Origin of the sequence: Pseudomonas sp. NIBRBAC000502773 (assembly GCF_006517195.1) — a bacterium.
In the GTDB taxonomy this organism is placed as follows: domain Bacteria; phylum Pseudomonadota; class Gammaproteobacteria; order Pseudomonadales; family Pseudomonadaceae; genus Aquipseudomonas; species Aquipseudomonas marginalis.
The window spans coordinates 6,344,934-6,369,124 of record NZ_CP041189.1; the positions used below are offsets into that span (position 1 = coordinate 6,344,934).

At 59.1% G+C, this 24,191-nt stretch carries 23 protein-coding genes; 10 read left to right on the forward strand and 13 right to left on the reverse strand.

Features of this window, described 5'->3' with window-relative positions; all coding sequences use genetic code 11:
- Positions 1-2: 2 nt before the first annotated feature.
- Positions 3-224: a hypothetical protein gene (locus tag NIBR502773_RS29015; protein ID WP_141157608.1), complete on the reverse strand. Its 222-nt coding sequence runs from the start codon at positions 222-224 to the stop codon at positions 3-5.
- 74 nt (positions 225-298) lie between these two features.
- A complete protein-coding gene (locus NIBR502773_RS29020) occupies positions 299-937 on the reverse strand; it encodes a hypothetical protein (RefSeq protein ID WP_141157609.1) in 639 nt (212 codons plus the stop codon).
- Positions 938-1,135: 198 nt separating this feature from the next.
- Between NIBR502773_RS29020 and NIBR502773_RS29025 the strand changes: the two genes are divergently transcribed.
- The gene (locus NIBR502773_RS29025) at positions 1,136-1,618 is read left to right on the forward strand and encodes a DUF2867 domain-containing protein (protein WP_141157610.1); all 483 of its coding nucleotides are present in this window, start codon (positions 1,136-1,138) and stop codon (positions 1,616-1,618) included.
- Between the two features lie 43 nt (positions 1,619-1,661).
- Here the strand turns inward: NIBR502773_RS29025 and NIBR502773_RS29030 are convergent, their stop codons facing one another.
- Positions 1,662-2,591: a LysR family transcriptional regulator gene (locus NIBR502773_RS29030; RefSeq protein WP_141157611.1), complete on the reverse strand. Its 930-nt coding sequence runs from the start codon at positions 2,589-2,591 to the stop codon at positions 1,662-1,664.
- Positions 2,592-2,727: 136 nt separating this feature from the next.
- On the opposite strand from NIBR502773_RS29030, the gene NIBR502773_RS29035 reads away from it, so the two are divergent.
- Together NIBR502773_RS29035 and NIBR502773_RS29040 are read left to right on the forward strand one after the other, a co-directional pair.
- Positions 2,728-3,120, forward strand: a complete 393-nt coding sequence (locus NIBR502773_RS29035) for a RidA family protein (protein ID WP_065941717.1) — start codon at positions 2,728-2,730, stop codon at positions 3,118-3,120.
- 98 nt (positions 3,121-3,218) lie between these two features.
- Positions 3,219-4,088, forward strand: a complete 870-nt coding sequence (locus NIBR502773_RS29040; protein ID WP_141157612.1) for a GyrI-like domain-containing protein — start codon at positions 3,219-3,221, stop codon at positions 4,086-4,088.
- Positions 4,089-4,146: 58 nt separating this feature from the next.
- Here NIBR502773_RS29040 and NIBR502773_RS29045 read toward each other — a convergent pair whose 3' ends face one another.
- Positions 4,147-4,503 carry a VOC family protein gene (locus NIBR502773_RS29045; protein ID WP_141157613.1) on the reverse strand — a complete coding sequence of 119 codons (357 nt, stop codon included), beginning with the start codon at positions 4,501-4,503 and terminating at the stop codon, positions 4,147-4,149.
- 103 nt (positions 4,504-4,606) lie between these two features.
- Here NIBR502773_RS29045 and NIBR502773_RS29050 point away from each other — a divergent pair, with 103 nt between their 5' ends.
- Positions 4,607-5,350 carry a class I SAM-dependent methyltransferase gene (locus NIBR502773_RS29050; protein WP_065941714.1) on the forward strand — a complete coding sequence of 248 codons (744 nt, stop codon included), beginning with the start codon at positions 4,607-4,609 and terminating at the stop codon, positions 5,348-5,350.
- Between the two features lie 43 nt (positions 5,351-5,393).
- On the opposite strand, the gene NIBR502773_RS29055 is transcribed toward NIBR502773_RS29050, so the two are convergent.
- On the reverse strand, positions 5,394-5,576 hold the full coding sequence (locus NIBR502773_RS29055; protein WP_081744500.1) for a hypothetical protein: 183 nt from the start codon (positions 5,574-5,576) through the stop codon (positions 5,394-5,396).
- Positions 5,577-5,916: 340 nt separating this feature from the next.
- Positions 5,917-7,533 (reverse strand): hybrid sensor histidine kinase/response regulator, encoded by a 1,617-nt coding sequence (locus NIBR502773_RS29060; RefSeq protein WP_373682368.1) that lies wholly within the window; start codon positions 7,531-7,533, stop codon positions 5,917-5,919.
- A gap of 96 nt (positions 7,534-7,629) precedes the next feature.
- On the opposite strand from NIBR502773_RS29060, the gene NIBR502773_RS29065 reads away from it, so the two are divergent.
- Complete coding sequence (locus NIBR502773_RS29065; protein ID WP_027608115.1) at positions 7,630-8,268, forward strand: response regulator transcription factor; 639 nt, start codon at positions 7,630-7,632, stop codon at positions 8,266-8,268.
- Positions 8,269-8,289: 21 nt separating this feature from the next.
- Here NIBR502773_RS29065 and NIBR502773_RS29070 read toward each other — a convergent pair whose 3' ends face one another.
- A complete protein-coding gene (locus NIBR502773_RS29070) occupies positions 8,290-8,697 on the reverse strand; it encodes a hypothetical protein (RefSeq protein WP_027608114.1) in 408 nt (135 codons plus the stop codon).
- A 459-nt stretch (positions 8,698-9,156) separates the two neighbouring features.
- Between NIBR502773_RS29070 and NIBR502773_RS29075 the strand changes: the two genes are divergently transcribed.
- Complete coding sequence (locus NIBR502773_RS29075; protein ID WP_027608113.1) at positions 9,157-9,552, forward strand: hypothetical protein; 396 nt, start codon at positions 9,157-9,159, stop codon at positions 9,550-9,552.
- 103 nt (positions 9,553-9,655) lie between these two features.
- Positions 9,656-11,302, forward strand: coding sequence for a hybrid sensor histidine kinase/response regulator (locus tag NIBR502773_RS29080; protein ID WP_168209023.1), 1,647 nt, complete (start codon positions 9,656-9,658; stop codon positions 11,300-11,302).
- On the opposite strand, the gene NIBR502773_RS29085 is transcribed toward NIBR502773_RS29080, so the two are convergent.
- Both NIBR502773_RS29085 and NIBR502773_RS29090 read right to left on the reverse strand, forming a co-directional pair.
- Positions 11,299-11,919, reverse strand: a complete 621-nt coding sequence (locus NIBR502773_RS29085) for a response regulator transcription factor (protein ID WP_027606758.1) — start codon at positions 11,917-11,919, stop codon at positions 11,299-11,301. The two genes, NIBR502773_RS29080 and NIBR502773_RS29085, sit on opposite strands and share 4 nt — an antisense overlap.
- A 230-nt stretch (positions 11,920-12,149) precedes the next feature.
- Positions 12,150-12,863, reverse strand: a complete 714-nt coding sequence (locus NIBR502773_RS29090; RefSeq protein ID WP_141157889.1) for a DUF3108 domain-containing protein — start codon at positions 12,861-12,863, stop codon at positions 12,150-12,152.
- A gap of 266 nt (positions 12,864-13,129) precedes the next feature.
- Here NIBR502773_RS29090 and NIBR502773_RS29095 point away from each other — a divergent pair, with 266 nt between their 5' ends.
- Positions 13,130-14,098: an OmpA family protein gene (locus NIBR502773_RS29095; RefSeq protein WP_141157615.1), complete on the forward strand. Its 969-nt coding sequence runs from the start codon at positions 13,130-13,132 to the stop codon at positions 14,096-14,098.
- 82 nt (positions 14,099-14,180) lie between these two features.
- Here NIBR502773_RS29095 and NIBR502773_RS29100 read toward each other — a convergent pair whose 3' ends face one another.
- The 3 genes from NIBR502773_RS29100 to NIBR502773_RS29110 form a co-directional block, all read right to left on the reverse strand.
- Entirely contained in the window at positions 14,181-15,674 is a 1,494-nt protein-coding gene (locus NIBR502773_RS29100) for a methyl-accepting chemotaxis protein (RefSeq protein ID WP_141157616.1), read from the reverse strand.
- Positions 15,675-15,986: 312 nt separating this feature from the next.
- The gene (locus tag NIBR502773_RS29105) at positions 15,987-18,149 is read right to left on the reverse strand and encodes a TonB-dependent siderophore receptor (RefSeq protein ID WP_141157617.1); all 2,163 of its coding nucleotides are present in this window, start codon (positions 18,147-18,149) and stop codon (positions 15,987-15,989) included.
- 186 nt (positions 18,150-18,335) lie between these two features.
- Positions 18,336-18,827 carry an Lrp/AsnC family transcriptional regulator gene (locus NIBR502773_RS29110; protein ID WP_141157618.1) on the reverse strand — a complete coding sequence of 164 codons (492 nt, stop codon included), beginning with the start codon at positions 18,825-18,827 and terminating at the stop codon, positions 18,336-18,338.
- A gap of 121 nt (positions 18,828-18,948) precedes the next feature.
- On the opposite strand from NIBR502773_RS29110, the gene NIBR502773_RS29115 reads away from it, so the two are divergent.
- Together NIBR502773_RS29115 and NIBR502773_RS29120 are read left to right on the forward strand one after the other, a co-directional pair.
- Entirely contained in the window at positions 18,949-19,983 is a 1,035-nt protein-coding gene (locus tag NIBR502773_RS29115) for a histone deacetylase family protein (RefSeq protein WP_141157619.1), read from the forward strand.
- Positions 19,984-20,052: 69 nt separating this feature from the next.
- Complete coding sequence (locus tag NIBR502773_RS29120) at positions 20,053-21,459, forward strand: amino acid permease (protein ID WP_141157620.1); 1,407 nt, start codon at positions 20,053-20,055, stop codon at positions 21,457-21,459.
- A 12-nt stretch (positions 21,460-21,471) separates the two neighbouring features.
- Here NIBR502773_RS29120 and NIBR502773_RS29125 read toward each other — a convergent pair whose 3' ends face one another.
- Positions 21,472-24,015 carry an autotransporter outer membrane beta-barrel domain-containing protein gene (locus NIBR502773_RS29125; protein ID WP_141157621.1) on the reverse strand — a complete coding sequence of 848 codons (2,544 nt, stop codon included), beginning with the start codon at positions 24,013-24,015 and terminating at the stop codon, positions 21,472-21,474.
- Between the last annotated feature and the right edge of the window lie 176 nt (positions 24,016-24,191).

Here is a 24,191-nt window from a genome sequence, read left to right on the forward strand (position 1 = left end):
AGTCAGAAGCTCTCAAGACGCACGTGGATTCCCGCTCGTTCAGCCAGCTCGATAACGTCTTCCAGCCGATCCGTGTCAACAATGAAACCGTCGTAATTTTCACCTCCGGAGTCCAGGTGAAGAAACCGTTTACCGAACCGGGCGAGCCACTGATCAAAGAGGTTGGTTTCCTCGGGAGGAGGCATAGTAAAGCGTCCACCAAACAATCGATCCAAAATGCCCATGTCTGTCCCTGTATGAGTGTGAGGAAAACCATTGAGTCAAGTGCAACTGCCGTTCAACAACTGTCCCGGGACGATCAAGGCAAGGACGCTGGGGTCACGGTGTACCAGCCCGACGGCGTTTTGGCACACACCTGCGGTCTCAGCGGCGTTTCTACGGTGGTGTCGGCCTGGGTGGAGAGCTGGCGGACGGCAATCACGCAGCCGGCCTTGAACGTGCTGATTTTCATCATTTGAAGTTCCATTTCATAGTCTTTACCGGGCTCGGGGATAAGCGTGACGGGCGTTGGAAAGCAGGATAGCTGCGATCCCCCCATGGCGAACCCGGCAATAAAGGGTTTGCCGGCCGGGATGACATGTTCGTCAAACACCTTGGGCGATTGATTGATGGCTTTGCTCGCCTTGCTGGCGGGCATGCCAATCACGCTGTTCTGGCGGTCTGTCGCCCGGAAAGGGTAGAGCCCCGCCGAGTCGACATGGGCTGTTTGCCATCCGGCTTCTTCGGGGGTTTTGGTCAGCAGGGACTCGTTGTAGAACATCTCGCAGGTCTGGCCACTGATAAAGCCGGCGTGGGTGGTGTCACCGGTGATCAGGCGGACACGCGCGGTAGTGGTCGGGTCATATCGGCTGATGTGTGCTTCGTTGCGAACGTCGGTCTTGGTGGTGGCGCAGCCGATCAGCGTCAAGCTGACGGCCAGGGGAAACAGTAAACGCATGGGTAACCTTCATATCCTGTGAGGGTTGGGGGCCGCAACCATACTATGGCGGGGATATGTTCGCCCACTTGCGATACACAGGGGAAGGGACAGGGAGGGGACGTTCATGGCGGCTGTACATTGACGTAACATAGCCGCATAACACTCAGCCTCGGATGTTATCGGGAATGAAAATTGGCCCACTGGACGGGATGAAAATTGCCTATCACATCACCAGCTCACACGTTGCGCGCACTGTCGGAGCTCGATTACTACCACATTAGGTCGGTTCAGCTCCCCGTTGAAATCACCATGCTTGACGCGTGGAACATCACAACCGCTGAGCCGGGGCTGGCCATGCGGCTGGCTTTCCGAATAAGGGACGCAATTTCTTCGTTATTCGGTGTGAAGCGAATCCGCGGGTTCTCCGGCGTTGCGCGAAAAACGGTACACGCAGGCGAACACCTGGATTTCTTTCTGGTGGAGCACAGCGCCTCCGATATCCTGGTTCTTACCGAGCGTGACAGGCATCTGGATGTCATGATCTGCCTTTCGATAACAGATCGTGTGCTCACCATCACATCATCGGTCGTCACGCATAACCTCTATGGACGCATCTACATGTTACCGGTAGGGCTCGCCCATAAAGTGATCGTCAGTAGTCATCTGCGCCGACTGAAGAGAAGCCTTGAAAGGCAGTAGAGGTTGGTTGTTCCGGTCGATCAGCGAACCCTACACGCGTCCATCAGCATCCATCCTGTCGCCCACTGACAGGCGCATGCACGGCCAGCAACTCAACCACCCATTCGATAAACACGCGCAGCTTGAGGCTGATATGCCGGTTCGGCGGAAAGGCCACGTAAAGCGGCATCGGATCAAGGTGCCAGTCCTTGAACAAGGGCACTAATTCGCCCCGGTCCTCGAAGGCTTTCGACATGTAGCTGGGCAACCACAGCACGCCAAGTCCCGCCAGGCCGGCGGCGAGGTAGGCATTGCCATCATCGACCGCCAGAGCATAGCGGCCCTTGATCTGAAGACTTTCCTGGTGCTTGCGCATGGCATAGGGCAGGGGTTTGCCGGTGCGGGCCCACAGGAAGCCGACGATACGATGGTTGGCATCTTCCAGTTCCCGTGGGTGGGCGGGCGTACCTAAGCGTGCCAGGTAGCTCGGGGCGGCAAACACGCCGAGCGCCAGGTCGCCTACCCGCCGGGCCATCAGGGATTGGTCGGTGAGTTCACCGCCGCGCACCACGCAATCGACGTTCTCATCGATCATATCGACGATACGGTCGCTGACGCCCATGTCGATCTGGATGTCCGGGTAGCGCGCGTAAAACCCAGGCAACGCGGGGACGAGGATCATGCTGGCCAGTGGGCTCGGCACATCCACGCGCAGGCGGCCTCTGGGCAGGGTTGCCGCGCCGGACAGGCTGGTCTCGGCGTCGTCCATATCGGCCAGCAGTTGCAGCACGCGTTCGTAGTACACGGCACCGTCGGCCGTGACGTTGACTTTGCGCGTGGTGCGGTTAAGCAATTTGACCCGCAGACGTGCCTCCAACTGCTGCACCAGTTGCGTCACGGTGGTCTTGCTCATGTGCAGGGTCTCGGCGGCCTTGGTGAAGCTGCCGGCCTCCACCACGCGAGCAAATGCCTGCATTGCATCAAAACGGTCCATTAAGGCCTCGGCGATCGATTGTTTGGGTTTCACAAACAGTGCTGGCTAAAGTTGCTGGTTTATCGTCCTGGCACAAGCCCCTAGAGTCTGCCTACCGCTAATTACGGGTCACCTCGACCCTTTGAGAGAGGCATTCATGACGCAGCGTAATGTGGTTTTTCCGCCTGGACGCCAGGCGCTGTATGAGCGCAATCGCTATTCACCGGCCATTAAGTCCAATGGCTTTTTATTCGTGTCGGGGCAGGTCGGCAGCCATGCAGACGGCTCGCCCGAGCCCGATCTGGAGGATCAGGTCCGCCTGGCGTTCAACAACCTGAATGCGATCCTGGGGTCTGCCGGCTGCACCTTTGACGATGTGATCGACGTGACGGTGTTTATCGTCGATCCCGAATCCAGGTTCGAGACGATCTGGAAGGTGGTGCCGGAGTTCTGGGGCGAGGCGCCGCACCCGACGCTGACTGGCGTGGGGGTTACGTGGCTGTATGGGTACCAGTTCGAGATCAAGGTGATTGCCAGGCTTCCTTTGTGAATCCGTGCTGGCACATCCACCTCAGCAAGCACGGCTAGGCGCAGGCTGTCGGTATAGTTGATCCTATCGTCCAACGCCTATCCCGGAGCTTGCAACCCGTGTCTGACTTGCCAGGCAACGCCGCCTACACACAGCGCTTCGACGCCGTACTCGCTTATATCGACGCGAATCTTGAAGGTGACTTGTCGGTGAAGACGCTGAGCGAGGTGGCGCATTTTTCGGTGTTTCACTTCCATCGGCAATTCACCGCGTTCGTGGGCATGCCGGTTGCGCGCTATGTGCAACTGATGCGCCTGCGCCGCGCGGCACATGACTTGTCTTCCCGCGCTGATTATTCGGTGCTGGAGGCGGCGCTGGGGGCCGGCTTCGAAAGTCCTGAAGCCTTTGCCAGGGCGTTCAGGCGAGCGTTCGGCATGGCGCCGAGCACATTTCGGAAACGACCGGATTGGCAGCTCTGGCGCGGGGTATTCAGCGTCCCTTACTTTTCCAGGAGCATCATCATGCAGGTACGAATTGTGGAGTTTCCTGCGGTCAAGGTGGCCGCATTCGAGCACCGCGGCGCCCCAGGGCGCGTGAATGAAAGCGTGCAGACATTCATTGCGTGGCGCATGCACAGCGGGCAGTCGCCGGTGGCTTCAAGTCGCAGCTTCGGTATTCCCTTCGACAATCCTGATACGACCCCGGCCGATGAGTTCCGGTTTGCCATTTGCGGCGAGATTCACCAGGCGCTGGCCGCGAATGAGTTCGGCGTCACTGAACGCGTCATCCCCGGTGGGCGCTGTGTGGTGGTGCGTCACGTGGGTTCGCCGGATCACATCGCAGAGTCGATCTATCCGATCTACCGCGACTGGCTGCCTGGCAGCGGCGAGGAGCTTCGGGACCAGCCGTTGTTTTTCGAATACCTGAGCATTTTCCCCGAGACACCGCAGGATCAATGGCAGACCGATATTTATGTGCCGTTGCAATAGCGGCGCTCGCCAGCCTGTGGGAGCGCGACTGCGCTTCCACGCCTGGTGTTGCGGCCAGCTACGGCTGAGCGGTCCACACCGCCAGTTCATAACCATCCGGGTCAATGAAGTGAAACCTGCTGCCACCGGGGAACGAAAAGGTCTCGCGGCTGATAACGGCGCCTGCGGATTTGAGCCGCTGCTGCGTGGCTTCAAGATCATCCGCGTACAGGATCACCAGCGGGCCACCCGGTCGAACGGGCTCTCCGGTCGTGAACCCGCCGGTCAGCCTGCCATCGCTGAACTCGGTGTAGGTGGGGCCGTAGTCGACGAATGTCCAGCCGAACACCGCGCCGTAGAAAGCTTTGCTGCGGGCGATGTCGCCCACGTTGAACTCGATATTGTCGATCTGTCGGTCTTGACCGCGAACGCTCATGGTTGCCTCCTTGGCGGACGGTTGAGGGGCGAGTGTAGCGGTTTACACCCAGGACTGGGTTACCATGCCGGCGCGAAATTCCCGCCGAACCCTCTGGCCACTTATGTCCTCCAACGCGCTGTACACCGACCTGTCCATCTACTACGACCTGATGTGCGCCGACATCGACTACCGCGCGCAGAGCCACAGCGTGCGCCGCCTGCACCAGTTGTTCGGCAATGACGGGCGCCGCCATCTGGACCTTGCCTGCGGCACCGGGCCCCATGTGCGCCACTTCCTTGACTTCGGCTACCGCAGCACCGGCCTGGACATCAGCCAACCGATGCTGGACCTCGCCCAACTGCGTTGCCCCGAGGCACGGTTCAGCCGCCAGGACATGGCCGGTTTCCAGGTGGACGAACCGCAAGACCTGATCACCTGCTTCCTGTACTCGACCCACTACAACCCCGGGCTGGCCCAACTGCGTGCCTGCCTCGCCAGCGTGCACGGCGCACTCGCCGACAACGGCGTGTTCTGCTTCAACGCGGTGGACAAACTGCATATCGACAACCGCTTGCTGGTACGCCATAGCGTGGAGTTTGAAGGCAGTCATTTCACCTTCGGCTCCGGCTGGCATTACCGCGGAGAAGGGGAGCAACAGGCACTGCGCCTGAGTATCGAGAAGACCACGGCGGGGGTGACCCAGGCCTGGCAGGATGAGCACACCATGGTGGCGCTGAGTTTCACGGAGTTGCAGGGGCTGTTACAGCCGTACTTCGAGGTGCAGGTGTTCGAGCATGACTATGAGCGGATCACGCCCTGGGCGGGCGTGACCGGGAATGCGTTGTTTGTGTGTGTGAAGCGGTAATGAACTGCCGCTCCTTCATATGCCTGAAAAAGACCCAGGCAGATCAACCGTCGCCTCCACCTCCGCAAGCAATCAGTTCAATAAGTCCCATTTGGTACCACTTATTCTGGCAACTCCATCCATGTTCAAAAGTAAAGGCGCTGGCCGTGCCGCTGAACGCAAGGCCTGCTGAGAGAGCCAATGCTAATGCGATGGTCGAACGTACCTTCTTCATATTGTCTTTCATAAAAACTCCCTCTATCACTTGATCGCTGTGTGGCCCGAGTCGGTCAAGGTGGCGCGATTGTCAAAACCAACCGCCCGTCTTTCGGCTGGGACACTCCTTACGCTTAATTGAACGGTATCTGAATCAAGGCAGCGGAGGATCGGCCGGCGCTGAAACAACGTTGATTCAGCGCAGCACGTTCCCCAGGCGCATTGGATAACGGGGAGCCAGCGACATCAATACGACAAGTGACCTATTACCTCGCCGCAAACCGACAGGCGAATGGCAAGCCGCGCTAATGATAGGCGTGCATTCCACACACCGCCGCACCCGGATATGTCCGGGCATGGACATCCTCCAGCTAACCCATTTCCCTGGCGAAATGCTTGGTCAGTTCGAGCAAGGTCGTTCGCAATTCAGGCGGACGCACGGGCTTGGACAGGATGGAGATATTCATATGGATCAATGTGCTGCGGATACGCTCGATTTCATGGCCGGTCATGATCATGGCCGGTACTTCCCAGCCACGCTGTTCGCGAATCGCGGCGATACACTCGGCGCCTGAAATCCTAGGGCCCAGGTCGAAGTCGGCAATGATGATGTCGCATTCCGTGGTCACGTTCAGTCCATCGCTATGACTTTCTACCTCGCATCCCCATTTTTCCAGTAAGGCCGAGGTCGCCATCAGTACGTTTGAATCGTCTTCCACCAGGCATACCCGCAGACCCTGCAGACGGCTTTGCGTGGGCGCTGGCCGTTGTGTCTCAGTGCCTGGCGCGACGCTTTCCAGGCGTTGGATAGTGGCGCGGGTGCCTTGGCCGAGTCGGGAGTCCAACTGGATATCCAGATTGAGCAACTGGCTGATGCGCTTGACGATGGACAAGCCCAACCCCAGGCCCTCGACATCCTTGTCGCGTGCGTGGCGCACCCGGTAAAACTCCTTGAATACGTCCGGCAGATGTTCAGCGGCGATGCCGCGTCCCTTGTCGTAGATGACAATGGCCAAGCCCTTGCCTCTGGGACGCACACCGATCAAGACCGGTTGGCCGGACGCGTATTTGAGTGTATTTGACACCAGGTTCTGCACCATGGTGGTCAACAGCCCCGCATTGACATTCACCCAGTGCTCGCAAGGGCGCAGGCGCAGTTGAACCCCGGCCCAGCGCGCGGCCTCGGTGTTCTGTTTGACGACGTCCCGCAGCAGCGCGCCCAGGTTCACCGGCTCCGCTTGCGGCTCCAGCTTTCCGTTGTCGAGGGTGTAGATATCCAGGATCGAACGGAACAATTGAGAGACGGTATGCAGCGAGCGGTCGATGTTGTCCACCAGGCGCAGTTCTTCGCCGCCCAGATTCGCGTCACGCAGGCACGCGGTGAACAGGCCGATGGAGTGGATGGGCTGGCGCAGGTCGTGGCTGGCCTGGGCGAGAAAGCGTGATTTCTCCTGATTGGCGGCGATCGCCTCTTCCGATGCGATACGCGTGCGCTTGAGCAGAATGTGCGCATAGGCCGGCACGACGATGGTAGTCACGATCAGCATCAGGAACATGTAGGGCTGTGCGCGCCAGAAGGGGGTGAGCATGAAGATCATGACCAGCATGCTCAGCGCGATGAGTGTCGCGGCGGTCAAGTAGCGCGAGCCAAAGCGCATGCCATTGCCCAATGTGACCCAGAGCAACGCGGCATAAACCGGCAACGCGCCTTCTCCACCTACGATCATGGCGAAAGCGATGCCGGTATAGTCATGGGCCATGGCGAACAATCGGCGCCAGAAAAAGTGCCCTGGCCAGCGCTTGATCGCCATGCGCAGGGGGACTGCCACGCTGATGAAAAACGCCATATACCACATGATCGGTACATAGGTGGCGAAGTCACTTGAAGGAAGGAAGGCCACCACAAAGATGTACAGCGAAGCACAGGTGCTGACCGTCAACCGCAACGTGGCCTGGTCCAGCTCACTGTTCTTTTCCGTCATGTTCATTGCGATTCTCCAGGGTAAGAAGTCGCTTAAAATTTGAAACCTGGCGTTACAGTTTGCGTTACGATGCGCCGAACCGGAGGTGAGATGGACCTTGACATGACGCACAGAATCATAGTGGCAGATGACCATCCTCTGTTTCGCGAAGGTATGCTGAGAACCATAGAACGGCTTATGCCGACAGCGATGATAGAGCAGGCGGGCAATCTGGATGAAGTACTGGCGCTGGCGCGTGCGGGCGCAGAAGTTGATTCGTTGATTCTGGACCTGCGCTTTCCCGGTATCACGTCTATGCAGGTCATAGGCCAGCTGCGCAACGAGTTCAAGCGCACCTCGATCATTGTGGTGTCGATGGTCGATGACCTGGACATTATTTCCCAGGTCATCGCCCAAGGCGCTGATGGCTTTATCGGCAAAAACGTTGATCCGGCAGGCATTGCCGAAGCCATCCTGGCGATTCGGGAAGGGGAAGTCGTGGTGAAGTACAACCCCGAAAATCCCCTGCTGGACCCAAGCCTTGCCTCACTCACCGCCCGCCAACGGCAAGTGCTCGGCCTGGTTGCGGCGGGCAAGACCAATAAGGAAATAGCCAAGCAACTGGGGATCTCCCCGTTCACCGTACGCATCCATGTTTCCACTCTGCTTAAATCCCTGGGTGTGCCCACCCGTGCGGCGGCGGCGGCTCAATTCAGTAACTTTCCCGGTGCCAGTGGGTGGCCGGGCAAGCTCGATACTTGAATCAAGACGGTGCAATGACCATTAGAGCGTGGGTTGGGGCACGGGGGTGTTACCGGGGATCAACTTGGCGCCTTTAGGCCTTTTTGGACAGTCGCCAGATGAATACCAGCGGGTCACCACGCCCTTTTCAATCATGAACCGCTGTTCGCAACGGGCGTAATCAGGCACATAACCCCATTCCATCGAATGGCTGCCGTTTGTAAGCCATACGTAGTCGTAGCCGATGATTTTCGAGTTGCCATCACTGAGGCCATGGCTGTTTTTTGGCGCTCCCCATGACGTCACCAACTCATCTTCGGATGCACCTACCCATGAAGCAGTAATGTCCGATGTCGTTTGATAACGCTGGTTCATGACCAGATTACTCAAGGGAGAACCCGCACACCCGGACAGCATCAGAATGGATAAGACGGTGATCCATGATTTCATATTTCGACTCCATTCATGCGGCTTCAATAATCGGGCATTACATCAACTGGCGAGCAATTTATTACATTAATTCAAGCCATTAATGTCCATCTGGCTATGCTAGACAAGTCCCTGTTGGCCGCCTATAGCACACTTGTACTATAGCGTCAGCTCACGCGCCCTCATAAGCTGTACACGCTCGAAAAAGTCTTAAAGGCTTTGAGCCCGAGCGCACACCGGAATGCACTTTAACTTCAGCGTTGAAGTGTTCCAGTGTGTTTGCCCGCCTGTGAATCCAAAGGCTCGATTAGTTGCACTACGTTGTGTCAACTTCACCGTGCACCCGGTCGAAATGGAATGGTATTAATCACAACTCAAGGTAAGTCTATGTGCTTGAAATATGGAAAACTACTTAGAATCGGATTCACGCTGTGCATACTGACCGCAGGCCTGGGAGGCTGTGCTAACACTGGGGATTTGATGAATTCCTTAAATCCTGGAGCACAAAAGTACGATGTTGCTTACCTGAAGAAAACCATCATCCCGGGAAAAACTACCAAGACTCAGGTGACGCAATTGTTCGGCGCTCCAGCCGAAGAGGAACTTGATTCAACGAGCAGAAGCAACGGGTCCAACTGGACCTATGATAAAAATCAGGAGGGCCTGGAAAAGTACATGACCCTGGCCCATAAATATGTCTCGACCGAGACAAGCCTGAAGATGTACGACGCCTCGTCGCAAGTGTCCAAGGCTCAAGGTGTCGCCAATGATGTCGGCAGTGTGACGGGCACGAAAAAAGCTCAAAGCCAGACCAAGGGAACGAGGTTGATAATTTACTTCGTGGATGACGTGGTGGATTACTACAGGCTTTACTGACACGTTCCACTTCTGATACGACACGCCGTGTCGTTTGATGCCTTAACACGCCAACCTACGCCTTATTGTTCTCAAGGGGGCGGCATCCAGCGATGCATCCCCCATGGTCCATGAGGTTGAACGCGTGGAAAAGAACAGCGAACTCAATCAGGCCACGTTACGCCTGACCGTCAGCGCCTGTGCGCTGCTGTACATCATCGTACTGAGCGGGCTGCGCCCCAGCGATACCGCAGCCTACACGCCCATCATCGTGTATATCTCGACATTCATCGTGGTGTCGATATTCCTGCGCATGGTGATCAAGCGCTGGCCAGGGCACTTTTTTTGGCGGCGCTTGCTCTCAATGCTTCATGACTACACCGGTATCGCTTTCGCCATGGTGCTGGGAGGCGAAGGTGCATTGCCTATCTATGCCGCGCTGCTCTGGGTAACCCTGGGTAATGGCATGCGTTTCGGCTCACACTATCTGGCCCTGGCAACCGTGATCGCGTTGTCTACCCTTATCGTTATTTTCTTGTTCAACCCCTTCTGGCGCGCACAGCCCTACATGTTCCTAATGCTGATCGTGACCACCATCGTCGTGCCGACCTATGCGCACATTCTGCTCAAACGCACGCGTATCGCGTCGGAAGAGGCAATCGCCGCCAATCAGGAGAAATCACGCTTTCTCGCCCAGGCCAGCCACGACCTGCGCCAGCCCATCCACTCCATCGGCCTGTTCACCGCGTGCCTGCGTGACGCGAATCTGGGCGGCGAAGAACTGCGCCTGGTGGACAACATCGACCGCTCGCTGCACACCGTCTCTCAGCTGTTCCGTTCGATCCTGGATATCTACACCCTCGACAACGGGAAGCTGGAGCCGCAAGCGGAACCGGTGAACCTGGGCGCACTGCTGCAGGAGGTCGTCAAACAGAACACCGAGGCCGCACGCTGGGCCGGGATTGAACTGCGCCTGCGCCCTTGCGAGCACTGGGTGAATGTCAATGGGGGGCTGTTGACCACCATGGTGCAGAACCTGGTGTCCAATGCGATCAAGTACGCATCGGGAGAGCCCGTGCTGATCGGTGTCAGACGCCAGGCAAAGGGCTTGGCCGTGGTGGTTTACGATAAGGGCTGCGGTATCGCCGCCGAACATCTGCCGGACGTATTCAAAGAGTTTTACCGGGTACGCCACGCACGCGACAAGGATGTCGAGGGCCTGGGATTGGGCTTGTCCATCGTCAAGCGCATCAGCCAGTTGCTCAATGTCGATGTACATATTCGCTCCACGCCCGGGCGCGGCACCCAGGTGGCAATCAGCGGGTTGAAACACGCAGCCCCAAAGGTCGTCGCGCCTCGGATGAAAAGCGCCCATGAACGCCTGAACGGACTACGGATATGCCTGATTGAAGACGACGCCAATGTGTTGCTGGCCACCAAGGCCCTGCTGGAGAAATGGGGCTGCGTCGTCGAGACCCACAGTGATGCGGATACCCTGGCCAGCGATTGCGACATCATCATTGCCGACTTCGACCTGGGCACAAAGGTCTCGGGGGCCGAATGTATCGCGGCAATACGCGAGTCCCGGGGTCAAGAGATACCGGCATTGGTCATCACCGGGCACGAAATCGAGCGCATCCGTCAATCACTGCACGCATTCAATATCTCGGTACTGGCCAAACCCGTGCGACCGCCGGAACTGCGTAACGTGTTGCTTGAACAGGTCAAGTCAATGAAGTGTGAGTTACCCGTAGATCCATCAAGGGACTAGCAGGTGTAGCGCCCCGCGAAACGCGCGGCGGCTACTGCTCTATTGGGTACGTTCAAGGCACGTATCAGCGAAGACACGTGAATACGCACGGTATAGGGAGAGATTTCCAGTTCAGCGGCAATTTCCTTGTTGGTTTTACCTTGTGCGATCAAATGCCAGACTTCCCGCTGCCGCGACGTCAGTTTGCCCATCGCGTGATCACTTTCAAATGATGGCGATTCGGCCGGTTCGTATTTGACCACTACTTGGCCGTTACGAATATCGTTGATGGCGTTACGTACCTCTTCGGCTGAAATGTTCTTGCCAATAAAACCATTGGCGCCGGCTTCCATCACTCGGGTAATGACCACGCTGTCATCGACTGTCGAAACAACAACGACTGCAGTAGTGCCTCTTTCCTCGCACAGTTTTGCAAGCTCTTTCAAGGAGCAAAGCCCTGGCAAATATACTTCGATAAACAGCATGGCGACAGGTTGCCAGCGATTCAGGAGAGCCCAGACTTCCTCCAGGTTTCCTGCCTGTTTTATTTTTGCTCCAGGTATTAAGCACTCCAGTAGTCCTGTCATGCCCTCTCGATAAAGTGGGTGTTCGTCCGCCACCACAATTCGGCAACTCATATCAGCAAGCACAACCCGTCCAGATCAATGAAAACACGCTTTGATCATGTCCGACTCATACAACTTATGATATAGAACAGCTGAACTAGTACACCTGTACTAGTTACTAAAGGCCATTAAGCAATTAAGTACATTTTGCTCGATGCAACTGCGGCACAAACAGCGTGCTTGAACCCGTTGCCAGGAAGGGCAGTGCTATCCTCCTTCTCATCGCCTGGGCATAAAGCTACCTAGTTGGCTCGCGTCTCATATCGCATCTTGACCACTTCAACGAGCCGCTCCTGTCCTCCATTGGTTCCGGAGAGGCTGGCCGACCTGATTGATTGCCCACGGTAGGGCCCTTCGGCAGCAAACCAATTCTGCACCACGACCTTCTGGGTCGGTTGTTGACCGGACGTTGATCCAGTGGAAATTTCATTGGTGAAGCGACAGGTCTCGAACGTCCCGAGTGCTGTCTTGATCGTCTCGCGGCCGTGGTAGGTCAGCTTTTCTGATACCTCAAACTCAAGCGTGGTGCCGCCGCTGACGACCTGGTTCTTGTAACTGACGGCGACTGTCTGCCCAGGTTGTAAATCCAGCGGCGTGGTGGGAGGCGGGGTGTAAAGGGTCGTGGTCAACGAAGGCCCGGCACCGTGCCGATCACCATAGCGAATCAGCTGGCCGTCCTTGATTTGCGCAAAGGTGGTCGTTAAATACACCGGCGAATTGCTTATGAACGTGGTGTGTAATGACGCCACCGGGTTGGCCCCGGCGAAGTCTTCAGGGCCCAGCGTTTCGGTTTTACTACGATTGGTTACCGCAGAGGTGTTGTCGCGACTTTCAGACTCCACAACGGTGCCGGCCTGGAAATCCGCTTCATTGGTACACGGCGCCGATGAGGCCGTAGCAGCAACGGCCGCCTCGGTCCAGGTAGCGCTGGTGGTTAACAGCGAGATCAAGGTCATCGCCAGCGCAGCGTTCATTTCAATTTTTCTGGTGGTTATAGGTTTCAAAAAAAGCATCCCTGTTCAATACGATCGGCAGCGTCGAATAGCGTAGAAAAGACCTGTTAGAGCGCGAACAACTGTGATCCAGCGCCAAAGCGCGATGCAATAGGGCAGCTGTGCTATTGAGTTATCTCGATAGCCCCGGTTTTATAAGCAGCCAACGACAGCAGCACCCTTTATCCGCTCGACCATCACCCTGGGTGCTAAGGATTTGCGGGAATAACATGACGTTAGTGAAAAAAACAGCAGCGACTACCCTGGTTTTAATCGTCACCCTGGGGCTGAGCATTCAAGCCTCGTCATTCGAGAGCGGAGCAGACAACACGGTATTCGATGCCGCGAGCCTTAACGTGTCGAACGTGCCGTTGGGCGCCTTTCCCTACATCGCCCTTCCCGACGGATATGTCATCGCCACCGCGCCCGATGTCTCCGACTTTGATCAGGTACCCTTCTGGACCGGGGATCGCCTGGCAGTGGTAGAAGGCAAGGTCTGGTCAGCCCATATCGACGCCGAGCAGGGCAAGGCGTTCTCCGACCTGGAATTGCAGCGCAACCTCGAGTCCGTAGTGTCCTCGTTGGGCGGCAGCAAGATCTTCGATGGCAGGATTCCGGAAGACCCTGGCCAGAAGATCAAAGAATGGCCGCGGGACTTTGCGCTTAAATACAACAGTGGCCTGGGGGACATTTGGAATAACGCCGCGCAGGTGTTTGTTATCCATCGCGCCGACCGCGATATCTGGATTCATTTGTGCAGCTACGCGTTCGGCGGCGGCCTGCTGATTGCCGAAACCAAACCGCTGCAAATAACGGCCAGCCTGTTGCCGGCCAGTGAACTGAAAGCGCAGATAGATAAAACCGGCAAGGTGGCATTGCACATCAACTTTGCGACTGACCAGACCCGCATCCTTCCGGGTTCACAGCCACAGATCGAACAAGTGTTGTTGTTACTCAAGCAAAATACGTCGTTGAAACTGGCCATTAACGGCTACACCGATCACACCGGTGATCCCGCGCACAACAAGACACTGTCATACGGCCGCGCCAAGGCCGTCGAGGCCGCCATCACCGCCAAGGGCATCGACGCAGCGAGGTTATCTGCGGCCGGATTTGGCGAGGCTGACCCGGTGGCCGACAACGCCACCGAGGCAGGCAAAGCTGAAAACCGCAGGGTCGAGCTGGTCAAGCAAGACTAAGCGAACGCTCAGGACCAGGGGCGGCCCGGGCCGTCAAGACGAGACCCGTGATGGCTTCCGGCCGATGGCGAGCCCCAAACTATCACGGGTGAAACCGCCTCCCCAACGCATCCAACCGCACCGCAATCGGCGGCAGCTGCTCGCTGCTCCTGGCCAGCATCTCCACGTCGTCAGCGGTGTTTTGCGCAATGCTCTGCACCGATTGCAAGCGCCCGACAATCGCCTGATTCGCCGAAGTCTGTTCGCGTGTGGTGGAGACAATCCGCCCATTCAGCGCATCGATCTGAGTAATGTCATTGCCCACCGCTCGCAGCATTTCCACTGCCAGCTGGCTGTCCTCCACACACCGTTCCACGCCCTGGCGGCTGTCGTGCATGGCTTCCACGGCCTGGCGGCTGCCTTGCTGCAGGCCTTCGATGATGGTTTTGATTTCCTGGGTGGAGACGGCGGTGCGTTGCGCCAGGCTGCGCACTTCGTCGGCGACGACGGCGAAGCCGCGGCCTTGTTCGCCGGCGCGGGCGGCTTCGATGGCGGCGTTGAGGGCGAGGAGGTTGGTCTGGTTAGCGATGCTGCTGATGACTTCCAGTACCGAGCCGATTTGTTCGGCCTGGACCGCCAGGCCTTGGACGGTGTGGTGGGTGCCTTCCAGGCGTGTGGCCAGTTGGGTGATTTCGTGTTGGGCGCGGCCGACGCTTTCCTGGCCACGCAGGATTTGTTGGCTGGCGACGCCCGCGTGTTCAACCGCTTCTTCGACGTGCACCGTAATGTGGCCCATGGCGTCTTCCATGCGCTGCATGGAGTCGGTCATTTGCGCGATTTCGGCCAGTTGGTGGCGAGCGCCTTTTTCCAGGGTACCGCTGGCGTGGGCCAGTTCCTGGCCGAGTTGGCCGAGGCCGTGGGAGTCGCGGGCGACGCCGTCGATGAGGTGGGTGATTTGTTGCAGGAAATGGTCAAAGCGCTTGGCAAGGGAGACGTGCACCTTGCCTTCACCTTTGGCGCTTTCCACGGTGAATTGGGTGGTGACGGCGAGCATTTTTTCCAGCATTTCCTCGCTTTCCACCGCCTCGGCCTGGCTGTTCACCGCGAGGTAGAGCAGGGCGATGGTTTCCATCACGACGTAGAAGGCGTGGACAAACACCATGGTCCAACCGCCGTGATGCGCCATCACGAACACCGGGAAGCCTTGATGCTGCAACGCATGGAACACCAAGTGGTGCACGGCAATCGTCAGGGCGGCCACCAGGATCGGCAGCCAGTCTCGATAGAACGTCAGCACCGCCAGCAGCGCGAAAATCCCGAAGTGCGCTTCGATCACGCCCTGGGCCTGGTTGATGTGCAGCGCCGCCATGACCATCAAGCCCGCGCCCAGTGCGCAACGCATCACCCGTGTGCCGCCGATGGCGCGGTAGAGCGCGGTGAGCACCGTGCTGGTACCGCCCCCGACGACAATCGCCTGGGTCAGGGTATCGTGCCAGAACGCAAGCCCGACGGAGAACAGCGTCATCAGCCAGATCAATGCCAGCATGATGCGGTCTGCCTTGCGGTAGTGCTCCAGGAAACGTACGCGTGCGGGCATTCACTCTTACTCCATGTGGTCTGGCAAGGATCAAAGCATGCGGCGTGCCACTACGGCCCGCGGGTACAGAGCAAAGCCGGTATCAGGCACTTTGCAGGTGCAGGGAACCAAAAAGCTTATCGGCATTGGGGGAGGGGACTTTAAGCGCGAACGCGTTTGGAGGGGGCAGAATACATTCCTGGTGGCAAGCGGGGTCAATGTGGGAGGGGGCTTGCTCCCGATAGCGGTAGCACAGTCACAGCATTCTTGACTGACCCACCGCTATCGGGAGCAAGCCCCCTCCCACATTAGGACCCCCTTTTGCCAGGTGGATCAGAAGCTGTACTTGGCCGTCAGCATCATGTTGCGTGGGGTGCCGTAGGCATCACCGCCATAGCTCACGGAGTTGGCGATGCTGGAGTAATAGCGGCGGTCGAAGATGTTGTTGGCGTTGAGCTGCAGGTCGAGGTGGTCGTTGACCTTGTAGCCGGCCATCAGGTCGGTGACGGCGTAGGCCCCCTGTTGGAGGCGGTAGGTGCTGCCGTCAGCCAGCTTGACGTCGTTGTACAGGCGGCTTTGCCAGGAGATGTTGCCGCCCACGCGCAGTTTCTCCAGCGGGCCCTGGAAGTTGTAGCGGGTGGTCAGCTTGAACAGGTGCTCCGGAACGTCCGTGTCGTACTGCTTGTTGACCTTCTGCGGGTTGGCTTCATCCTTGATGGTGTGGGTACGCGCGTAGGTGTAGCCACCGCCGACCTGCCAGTTCTCGGTCAGCGCGCCTTGCAGTTCGAAGTCGATCCCCTGGCTGCGAATCTCGCCGGAGGCCTCATAGCACTCCGTCTGTGGGCAGTTTTGCACGGTCACCTGGGTGGCGCGATTTTCCTGGTCGACACGGAACAGCGCCACGCTCGCATTCAGCGCGCCACCCAGGTATTCGCCCTTGATGCCGACCTCGTAGTTCTTGCCGACAATCGGCTTGACCGGAGTGCCGGAGGTGTCCTTGGCGCTCTGCGGCGTAAAGATGTCGCTGTAGCTGACGTACACCGAGTGGTGATCGTCCAGCTCGTAGATCAGCCCCGCGTAGCGGGTGAGGTTGCGGGTGACGTGATAGTCGCCGTCGTTGCTGCCGTGGGCATCGTAGTCATACCAGTCCAGGCGCCCGCCGAGTATCAGCTTCAACGGGTCCGCCAGGCTCAGGCGCGTGGTCACGTAGACACCGTCCTGGGTGGTGACTTCACGGTCGTTGGTGGTGTGGACGAAGTCCGGTTTGCCCGCGGTGAGGGGCCAGTTGGTGTCGTAGGGGCTGTAGTTGTGGGTGGTCATGTCGTAGATGCGTCGGCTGGCGCCCACCACCAGTTCATGGGTGCGCCCGAATGCCTGGAACGGGCCGCTGGCAAAGGCGTCGACACCGGCCTGGTTTTCATCGTAGGCGGCCTGGTAGACCGTGCGCGCCAGGGTGTTGTTGACCCAGCGCGACTGGTAGGAACCGGAAAACAACGCGTTCTGTTCGGCGTAGTTGGCGTTGACCTGAAGCTTCCAGTCATTGGCCAGGCGCTGGCGCAGTTCGGCGAAGACCGTGTTGATTTCCTGGTCCTTGTTCTCCCAGTCGGTACCGGGATTGTAGGAGCGCGGCAGGTCCAGGTGATGGCCGTCCTGGCCGATCATCGACGAGCCCCAGAAGTAGTTGGTCTTGTCCTTCTGGTTCGAGAAGCCGAGGGTCAGTGTGGTGTCTTCGCTCAGGTCGGCCTCGGTGACGGCATAGAACAGGCCGTGATAGGACTCGGCGTTGTCGATGAAGCTGTTGGCGTCGCGGTAGGAGGTGACCACCCGGCCGCGCCAGGTGCCGCTGTCATTGAGCGGGCTGGAGGCGTCGAGCTCGCCACGGTAGTCGTCCCAGCTGCCGGCGGCGCCGGTGAGGGTGACTTTCTGTTCGTCCAGCGGCCGCTTGCGGACCAGGTTGATGGCCGCCGACGGGTTGCCCGCACCGGTCACCAGGCCGGTGGCGCCACGCACGACCTCGACACGGTCGAACATCGCCAGGTTCGGCTGGGCGCCTACGGAAACGCCGTTGTAGCCGCTGGGGATGCCGTCGTACATCAGGTTGTCGATGTCGAAGCCGCGTGAGGTGTAGGACTGCCGGCCTGGGCCGCTGGAATAGTTGAGGAATAGCCCAGGCGTGGCATTGACCACGTCGTTGATGCTGGTCATCCCCTGGTCATCCATGCGCTGGCGCGTGATGACGGTGACGGCCTGTGGGGTTTCACGCAGGGTGAGGGGCAGTTTGGTCGCGGTTTTCATCGCGCCGGTGGTGTACGACTGCGTGCCCTCGGTGGTTTCGCCCAGTTGTTGCTCGCCGGAGATCCGGGTGGCCCCAAGCTCCAACGTGGTTGCAGGCGTTTCAGCGTCGGCGGCGAAGGCCGCGTGCGAGGTGGCGAGGCACACCGCCAAAGCGATCAGACTGGGTGTAAAACCTTTACCGCCGTGTTGTTGCACAGACATGGAACGGACTCTCCCCTAAGTGCCGTCCGTGGCGAATAATAAATCTGTTGATAATTATTCGCATTAGTTTGGCAGATTAAATCTGTCGGAAAAAGCCTTTGGGGAGAATTAGTTAACGAATTTTTCACATCTGCAGGGCAGGCTTTTGGCCATTACCTGCCGTCGGCGAGTGATTTTTTTGCGTGTTCAATCGCGCTTCGGAATCGCCATCCGACTCGTCGCCTTCACCTCGCGCAGCGCCAGGCTCGACTGGATCGACGCAATCCCCAGCTGCCGTCGCAGCACGCTTTCGACAAATTCGCTGTAGCTGTCCAGATCCTCCGCCAGCACCTGCAAGAGGTAATCCGCGTCGCCGGTGATCTTGTGGCACGCCAGCACCTGAGGCAGCCCTTTGACCACCGCCTCGAACGCATCCGGCGCATGGTCGGTGTGGATCGCAAAACGCACATGCACAAACGCCATGATGTCCAGGCCGAGCAACTTGCGATCGAGGTTGGCCTGGTAGTCCTTGATCACGCCTTCTTCCTCCAGGCGTTTGCGCCGACGCCAGCAGGGGGTAAGGCTCAGGGCCAGGCGCTCGCTCAGTTGGGCGTTGGAAATACTCGCGTCTTCCTGCAGCAGGGCGAGGATGGCGAGATCGGTGTCGTCCAGAACGACCTGCTTGGTTTTATTTTTCATATTTGGCTGTAACCAGGGTAAAAACACCCGATAAAGCTATCAGTGTCAGAAGTAAAAGCAAAGAAAGCCCTGCTCAGCCAGAACAAAATAGACCCTGTCTTTTTCTGGCGGATGTATCCAAATGCTGACTGTTTTTAGTGATGACCACCGTTTGCACCACGGCACCGAACTCAAGGACGGCGTGCTCAAGCCCTCGTTCGAACAACCCAGCCGCGCCGACACCGTGCGTGACCGCGTCCGGCACGTCGGGCTGGGCGATATCATTGTGCCGCGCAGCTTCGAGCGCGCCTGCTACGTCAATGCCCACAGCGAGCGCTACGTCAGCTTCCTCGAAACCGCCTGGGCCGAATGGACCGCCATCGGCCGCAGCCATGACGCGCTGCCGCTGGTATGGCCGGTACGCGACCTGGCCAATGAGCAGGTGCCGGACTTCATCGACGGCAAGCTGGGTTTCTTCGCCATGGACGCCGGCTCGCCGATCACCGCCACCACCTGGCAGGCGGTCAAGACCAGCGCGGACATCGCCCTCACCGGTCTGGCGCTGATCGACGAGGGCCATCACAGCGCCTTCGCCCTGTGCCGCCCACCGGGGCACCACGCGGCCCGCGAATACATGGGCGGTTATTGCTACCTCAACAACGCCGCGATTGCCGCGCAACAGGCCATCACCCAAGGTGCCAAGCGCGTGGCGGTACTGGATGTGGATTTCCACCACGGTAACGGTACGCAGAATATTTTCTACGACCGCGCGGATGTGCTGTTCATCTCCCTGCACGGCGACCCGTCGGTGTCCTATCCGTATTTTTCCGGCGCCGGCAGCGAACGCGGTGCAGGTGCCGGGGAGGGCTTCAACCTGAACTACCCCTTGCCGAAAAACACCACGTGGGGCCAGTACAAAACCGCGCTGATCCACGCCCGCCAGCAGCTAAAACACTTCGCCCCCGAGGTGCTGGTGATCTCCCTCGGCGTCGACACCTTCAAGGACGACCCCATCAGCCACTTCCTCCTCGACAGCCAGGACTTCCTCAGCATGGGCGAGATCATCGCCGGCGTGGGCGTGCCGACGCTGTTCGTGATGGAAGGCGGCTACATGGTCGACGAGATCGGCATCAACGCCGTCAACGTCCTGCACGGCTTCGAAAGCAAGACCGCCTGACCTCCATAACAACAAGCGCTCGATTCCTTTTTTCTGCCAAAACTCAAAAACATAACAAGAGGTTTTGTGATGAAAACAACCACGTCCGGGCTGTGTGAAAAGCCTGCGTTGCAACGCACCCTGAACAACCGCCACATCCAGCTGATGGCCATGGGCGGTGCGATCGGCACCGGCCTGTTCATGGGCTCCGGCAAGATCATCGCGTTGTCCGGCACCTCGATCATCCTGATCTACATGATCATCGGGCTGTTCGTGTACTTCGTGATGCGCGCCATGGGTGAGCTGCTGCTGTCCAACCTCAACTTCAAGAGCTTTGCCGACTTTGCCGGCGCGTACCTGGGCCCGCGTGCGGCGTTCTTTCTCGGCTGGTCGTACTGGCTGAGCTGGAGCGTGGCGGTGGTGGGGGACGCGGTGGTGGTCGGCGGGTTTTTCCAGTACTGGTTCCCCCATGTGCCGGCGTGGATACCGGCGGTGGGCATGCTGTTGACGCTGTTCGCGTTGAACGTGCTGACGGTCAGGCTGTTCGGTGAAGTGGAATTCTGGTTCGCGATCATCAAGATCATCGCGGTGCTGACCCTGATCGGTGTCAGCGTGGTGCTGATTGCCAGTTCGTTTGTCTCGCCCACCGGGGTCACGGCCTCCGTGAGCCACTTGCTGGACAAACAGGCGGCGTTTCCCAATGGCCTGTTCGGTTTTTTCGCCGGCTTCCAGATGGCGATCTTTTCCTTTGCCGGCACCGAACTGATCGGCACCGCAGCCGCCGAAACCCGAGCACCGGAGAAGACCTTGCCCAAGGCGATCAACTCGATTCCGCTGCGCATCATCCTGTTCTACGTGCTGGCCCTGGCGTGCATCATCGCGGTCACTTCGTGGCAACAGGTGTCGCCGAGCAAGAGCCCGTTCGTGGAACTGTTCCTGGTGGCGGGCTTTCCAGCTGCGGCGGGGATCGTCAATTTCGTGGTGCTGACCTCGGCGGCATCGTCGGCCAACAGTGGGGTGTTCTCCGCCAGCCGGATGTTGTTCGGCCTGGCCGACCTGGGGGACGCGCCGGGTATCTTTGGGCGCTTGTCGAAAAGCAGCGTGCCGTTTATCAGCCTGGCCTTCACCACCTTGCTGATGCTGCTGGGCCTGGTGTTGCTGTTTGTGGTGCCGGAAGTGATGACCGCCTTCACGATTGTGTCGACGGTGTCGGCGATCCTGGTGATTTTCACCTGGTCGACCATCCTCGCGTCCTACATCGCCTACCGTAAAAAGCGCCCGGACCTGCACGCCAGATCTCTCTACAAGATGCCCGGCGGTGTGCCGATGGCGTGGTTTTCCCTGGCATTCCTAGTCTTCGTGTTGTGCCTGCTGGCGTTGCGGCCGGATACACGCCTGGCGCTGTGCGTGATGCCGGCCTGGTTTATCTGGCTGGGCATTGCCTTTCAGTTTTCACGCTTCAAGGCGGCCGGTGTGGTCAACCCCGACCACAGGTGATTCACGGGGTGCTCAGAACTCCATTCTCAGGCCAAATGTGCCCTGGCGGCCGTTGAAGGTGTTGCTGCCCAGGTTGCGGTTGTAGCCCACCTCGCCGTACAGGCTGATGCCCGTGGCCACCTTCAGCGTGGCGCCGGCGCTCAGGTCCAGGGTGGTGGACTTCTGCTCGGTGTCGATGGCCGTCACACCGTTGAAGGTGACGGTGTTCTGCCCGGCGCTGCTGTGCCAGACGTTGGTACGGACGTAGGGCTGCAGCGGCATGCCACGCACCCGGTAGTCGCCACGCAGGCGCACCCCGAGGCGGCTGGTGACGTTGGTGTCGGCGTCATAGGCGACGTCGGAGATCCCGTCGTTTTGCTTATCCAGTCTGGTCTTGCCGATGATCAGTTGTGCCTGGGGTTCAACCACCCAGTCAGCCACCCATGCAAACGGCCAGCCGACCTCGGCGGAGGCAGTGACGTTGTGCCCATGGGTGTCCATCTTCACGCCACGATCCGACTCGTTATTGCCGTCGAAGCGGGTGCCCATCAATACCAGGTCGAGGTAGGCCTGGTTGGCGCCGATCAGCGTCCAGTAGACCCCCAGGCTGTCGCCGCGCAAGGTGGTCTTGCCGGCGTCCTTGTCCTGCCAGCCGCCGTTGAAGCCTTTGACGTTACCTTTGAGGGTGCTGTGGCCGACAAAGAACCCGCTGCGTTGGGTCAGGCCATTGTCGTAGGTGCTGGCATACAGGTCGGTACCCACCTGGAAGCCGGTCACCGAACTGTCGAGCGACGGGCTGACCGTCCCGGTGAAGCTCTGACGCGAGCTGCTGCCGTAGAACCGCCCCCAACCTGAGGTGAATGCACCGCTGTGCAGTTGCTGGCTCTGGTCACCCATGCGCTGGTGAAAGGTGCCGAGCATGCCCTGCACGAGTTGCTGCGCGGCGGGAAACAGCGCGGCGTAGATAGGCACTTCCGGACGGTAAATGGGGATTGGTTCTGTCCCGGGATTGGGCGGCAGCGGTGGTTCACCGGGAACCGGAGTGGGTAACGGCACGATAATCACCGGGTCAGGCGGCACCACGGGGATCGTCGAGCGCAGGTAGTAGTTCTCTGCCGTGCCGGCCGTTACGCCGCCCTTGAACAGGCGATAGTCGAAGGCGCCGGCAGACACCGGGCCCGCCAGTGTAAACGCGCTGCCACTGCCAGACGCGCCGTTGAGGGCCTGCACCACCTGGATGCCGTCCTGCAGGGTGGCCGCACCCGCGCCGCCGAGGTTGGTGACACTGATGGCCGTGGTCCCGGCGAGGGTGCCCTGGTTGATGATCAGTTTGTCGCTGGGGGAATCGTCCGCGCCCAAGGCGCTTTGCAGCGCAAGCCGCCCGTTGTCGCCGGTGTAATTGCCATTGATGGTCAAGGTGTCGCTGGTCCGGGTGTTGCCGGTGGTCATGTTGAGGGTGCCGCTGTTGGTGACGTTCACCCGTTGGCCGGCCGTAAACGGGTCGATCACCCCGGTGGCGATCAACAGTTCACTGGTCCCGTCTATGCTCAGGCTCCCGGTACCGGTATCGCTGCCACCCAGTTTCAGCGTTCCGCCCAGGGTCAGCTGTGACTGGTTGTCCAGGCGGATGTTTTCCCAGTTGGGAAACAGGCCCGGATCGCCGGCCTTGGTATTGTCCAGTGTGAGCGTGTCGATACCCAGGCCACCGTCGATCAACTGCGCCGCGGCCAGTTGGGTGTTGACCAGGTTCTGCAGCACCGCCGTGTCGTCACCGGCGCCCAGCAGTACGAACGAATGCAGGTTGCCACCGGTCCATTCGAAGTGATCGTTGCCAAAGCTGAGGAGTATCTGGCCGTTGACGTCGCCACCGGACACCGCCACATGATCGTTGCCCCCGCTGACACTGATGTTGCCGCCGACAAAGGCCGTGCCCGAGATCAGGATGGTGTCGTTGCCGAAGCCGGTCACCAGGTTGCCGATGATGCTGCCACCCACCATATCGAACAGGTTGTTGTCGAGCTTCATGTCGACCCGGCCGATGGTGCCGCCGCTCATCTTGGCCTGGTCGCCATCCTCGAAGGCTCCGGTGATGGTGCCGCCACTCATGTTGAAGGTGTCCAGGCCATCACCCTGGGCCAGTGAGGCAATCCTGCCTCCGCTCATGGCAAAGCTGTCGACGCCTGCGCCCTGGCTGACGGCGCCGGCCTGGCCGCCGCTGATCTGCGCCACATCTGCCCCCGAGCCCTGGCTGACGCTGCCGGTGATGCTACCCAGGTTGAGCCGGAAAATATTACTGCCATCGCCCTGGTTGAGGTTACCGTCGATCCCGGCGCTCGGCCCGTTCACATCCACCAAGTCGTTGCCGGCGCCGTAGGTGACATTCCCGGTAATCCGCCCCGTGGCGCTGAGGTTCAGGGTGTTGTTGCCCGCGTTGTCGGTAAAGCCCGGTGCCGTGCCGCTGTCGCAGGAAGAAAGGTCATCGCCGGCGGTGTTGCTGATGGTGCACGCCCCGTAAGACGCGGGCGGCAACGTCGCCAAGGCAATCAGGTACAGCAGGGTCAGAGTCCGTGAGCGCATGATCCATCCTCGTGCGAGGGGAAAGTTGCCCCGGCACCGGCAAAGGCCGGTGCAGGCCAGACCATGACAACGTGACGCGATACGGATCAGGGACGACGGGTTACCTGTTCGAAAACACCGGCCAATGCAAGGGGTTGGCATGGCTTTCTCGACTGCACCTCAAGCTGTGCAGCGCT

Coding starts and splice junctions, on each gene's coding strand:
- NIBR502773_RS29015 (WP_141157608.1), bottom strand. CDS start 224: ATGGGCATTTTGGATCGATTGTTTGGTGGACGCTTTACTATGCCTCCT.
- NIBR502773_RS29100 (WP_141157616.1), bottom strand. CDS start 15,674: ATGCCCGCACGCGTACGTTTCCTGGAGCACTACCGCAAGGCAGACCGC.
- NIBR502773_RS29070 (WP_027608114.1), bottom strand. CDS start 8,697: ATGAAATCATGGATCACCGTCTTATCCATTCTGATGCTGTCCGGGTGT.
- NIBR502773_RS29085 (WP_027606758.1), bottom strand. CDS start 11,919: ATGAGTTGCCGAATTGTGGTGGCGGACGAACACCCACTTTATCGAGAG.
- NIBR502773_RS29055 (WP_081744500.1), bottom strand. CDS start 5,576: ATGAAAGACAATATGAAGAAGGTACGTTCGACCATCGCATTAGCATTG.
- NIBR502773_RS29090 (WP_141157889.1), bottom strand. CDS start 12,863: ATGACCTTGATCTCGCTGTTAACCACCAGCGCTACCTGGACCGAGGCG.
- NIBR502773_RS29075 (WP_027608113.1), top strand. CDS start 9,157: ATGAATTCCTTAAATCCTGGAGCACAAAAGTACGATGTTGCTTACCTG.
- NIBR502773_RS29035 (WP_065941717.1), top strand. CDS start 2,728: ATGACGCAGCGTAATGTGGTTTTTCCGCCTGGACGCCAGGCGCTGTAT.
- NIBR502773_RS29045 (WP_141157613.1), bottom strand. CDS start 4,503: ATGAGCGTTCGCGGTCAAGACCGACAGATCGACAATATCGAGTTCAAC.
- NIBR502773_RS29095 (WP_141157615.1), top strand. CDS start 13,130: ATGACGTTAGTGAAAAAAACAGCAGCGACTACCCTGGTTTTAATCGTC.
- NIBR502773_RS29065 (WP_027608115.1), top strand. CDS start 7,630: ATGACGCACAGAATCATAGTGGCAGATGACCATCCTCTGTTTCGCGAA.
- NIBR502773_RS29080 (WP_168209023.1), top strand. CDS start 9,656: ATGGTCCATGAGGTTGAACGCGTGGAAAAGAACAGCGAACTCAATCAG.
- NIBR502773_RS29050 (WP_065941714.1), top strand. CDS start 4,607: ATGTCCTCCAACGCGCTGTACACCGACCTGTCCATCTACTACGACCTG.
- NIBR502773_RS29105 (WP_141157617.1), bottom strand. CDS start 18,149: ATGTCTGTGCAACAACACGGCGGTAAAGGTTTTACACCCAGTCTGATC.
- NIBR502773_RS29110 (WP_141157618.1), bottom strand. CDS start 18,827: ATGAAAAATAAAACCAAGCAGGTCGTTCTGGACGACACCGATCTCGCC.
- NIBR502773_RS29020 (WP_141157609.1), bottom strand. CDS start 937: ATGCGTTTACTGTTTCCCCTGGCCGTCAGCTTGACGCTGATCGGCTGC.
- NIBR502773_RS29030 (WP_141157611.1), bottom strand. CDS start 2,591: ATGGACCGTTTTGATGCAATGCAGGCATTTGCTCGCGTGGTGGAGGCC.
- NIBR502773_RS29125 (WP_141157621.1), bottom strand. CDS start 24,015: ATGCGCTCACGGACTCTGACCCTGCTGTACCTGATTGCCTTGGCGACG.
- NIBR502773_RS29060 (WP_373682368.1), bottom strand. CDS start 7,533: ATGAACATGACGGAAAAGAACAGTGAGCTGGACCAGGCCACGTTGCGG.
- NIBR502773_RS29115 (WP_141157619.1), top strand. CDS start 18,949: ATGCTGACTGTTTTTAGTGATGACCACCGTTTGCACCACGGCACCGAA.
- NIBR502773_RS29120 (WP_141157620.1), top strand. CDS start 20,053: ATGAAAACAACCACGTCCGGGCTGTGTGAAAAGCCTGCGTTGCAACGC.